Origin of the sequence: Marinobacter halodurans (assembly GCF_004327985.1) — a bacterium.
In the GTDB taxonomy this organism is placed as follows: domain Bacteria; phylum Pseudomonadota; class Gammaproteobacteria; order Pseudomonadales; family Oleiphilaceae; genus Marinobacter_A; species Marinobacter_A halodurans.
On sequence record NZ_SJDL01000113.1, the window covers coordinates 1 to 1811 of the forward strand.

Genomic DNA, 1811 nt, shown 5'->3' on the forward strand with positions numbered 1-1811 from the left:
ATCTCGCTGCGGAGCCTGGCGTTTATCCCGTGGGATCATGGGCATTTCTTCCGGATTCTGAGTGAAACAGGGCGATTTATGCTGGATATTATACTTTGAAACAAAGCCAACTCATTGTCTTTATTTCGGTTTTTCTTTTGCAGGGCCGACCAATTACTGTCGACCTGGGCCCTGAAAAGCGCCTCACAGGCGCGCACCGTGCAGGTTCGAAACGGCCGGACGATCCTTACCGACGGCCCGTTTGCCGAGACCAAGGAGCAGTTGGGAGGCTACTTCCTGGTGGAAGTCCGGGACATGGAGCAGGCCCTTGAGATTGCAGCCGCGTGGCCATCGGCCAGGATCGGCAGCATTGAGGTGCGGTCCGTGAAACCGGAAGTGTCCGAATCAACTCGTCATTAACGCCAGACAGGAAAGCATGAACGGCCCCTCATACCGGATATCTCCAGTGTACCCATCAGGCCAGCTTGCCTTCCGTATCCCGGAACGAGACACAGGCCCCAACGCCGGGAATCTCCATTGGCTCACCGAGTACCTCGCCACCGGCCTGCCGTACCTTCTCAGCAGTCTGCTGGATATCAGGCACCGCAATCACGTCAGATGGATACCGATCAGGCCCCGCTCCCTCGGACCGCATCCGTCGGATACTGCGATATTGGCCAGCTTGTAATTACCCATCTCTTCACCGAGCAGTTCCATCTGCCAGCCAAAAGCCTCGGCATAGAAATCGGTCATCCGCCGACGATCGTCAAGGGCATTTCAAAGTGAACAACCGGGCCATTGTCGCTTCCTCCAGGTTCGGTTTCAGGGGAACCTGGGGGCTCGGGTCACGCCCCTTGATGCTCAATGCTCCTGTTGCATCAAGGGGCCAGGGCAAGCCGTCCATGGCTTGCCCGTGAAGCGCTAGGCGCGCTTCACCCCTGGCGTTCCATAGTTGCCATCCAAGTCCTACGCAAGCGGCTGCCACGCATTTGCAATGGCCACTTGGGCTTGCGACTCCTCTTCAGGTGTCAAGTTGATTTCTCCACCGGATGGTTCACCAAACGCAGCCATTGCTGACACTAGCTGCTCTAGTTGTGAAGCTGTAATCGACGCATCATCAGTCTCGAGCGTGGCTACTTTTTGAGTGATGTCCATGTACCAGTCCTGAACACGAACCTGATCACTGTTCCCAAGCACATCGGCAACCAGATCATCACCATCACGGGAGAACCACAACTCCGACTCATCAATACCAGTAAACCGCAGCGTGTCGCTGTCGGTTGAACTTGACAGGTTGTTGATGGTGTCTTGCCCATCACCTCGCTTCATTTCGTAACGATCGTTTCCTGGGCCACCGGTAAGATAATCGTTACCCAGATTACCGACCAACACATCATTACCCGCCCCCCCATCCAGGAAATCATTACCATCACCTCCCAATAGGAGGTCGTCATCAGCGGTACCTGTCAGTGTATTGCCCGCAACCAAGTCCCCTTGCATCGCTGGGCTGATGGGACTGACTTCAGTAAGTTCCAACTTGTCGATATTGGCGCCGCTTGAGCCTGTGGTGATCAGCTTTACAAGGTTCTCGCCTTCATCCAGACTGACCTCCAAAGTTTCTTCACCCCAGTTCGTCCAGCCCCCCGTGCCCGCAAAGTCAGCTGTTTCCACAACCACGCCGTTGACTTCAATCTGAAGCGGTCGACTTCCGGAGCTATCCAAGGCGTAGCGGACAGCCAACTGGTATGTTCCCGCACTCGCCATGAACCGATAGCCAAGCTCACCTTCACCGACCATGTCGACAAAGCCACTGCCCTCATATCCGTTATGGG

Annotated in this window: 4 protein-coding genes; 1 reads left to right on the forward strand and 3 read right to left on the reverse strand. The window is 55.4% G+C overall.

Annotated features, from left to right (window positions below):
* Nucleotides 1-198 precede the first annotated feature (198 nt).
* Entirely contained in the window at nucleotides 199-399 is a 201-nt protein-coding gene (locus EZI54_RS23610) for a YciI family protein (RefSeq protein WP_242674585.1), read from the forward strand.
* A gap of 55 nt (nucleotides 400-454) precedes the next feature.
* On the opposite strand, the gene EZI54_RS24945 is transcribed toward EZI54_RS23610, so the two are convergent.
* The 3 genes from EZI54_RS24945 to EZI54_RS25325 form a co-directional block, all read right to left on the reverse strand.
* Nucleotides 455-592, reverse strand: coding sequence for a VOC family protein (locus EZI54_RS24945; RefSeq protein ID WP_207389338.1), 138 nt, complete (start codon nucleotides 590-592; stop codon nucleotides 455-457).
* Nucleotides 589-732, reverse strand: coding sequence for a VOC family protein (locus tag EZI54_RS24950; RefSeq protein WP_207389339.1), 144 nt, complete (start codon nucleotides 730-732; stop codon nucleotides 589-591). Before EZI54_RS24950 ends, EZI54_RS24945 begins: the two co-directional genes overlap by 4 nt.
* A 213-nt stretch (nucleotides 733-945) precedes the next feature.
* Nucleotides 946-1811: carbohydrate-binding protein (locus EZI54_RS25325; protein ID WP_131484297.1), on the reverse strand; the 866-nt coding region annotated here is incomplete at its 5' end.

Excerpts from the sequence above, each read along its gene's own strand:
- EZI54_RS24950 (WP_207389339.1), bottom strand. The coding sequence starts at position 732 with ATGACCGATTTCTATGCCGAGGCTTTTGGCTGGCAGATGGAACTGCTC.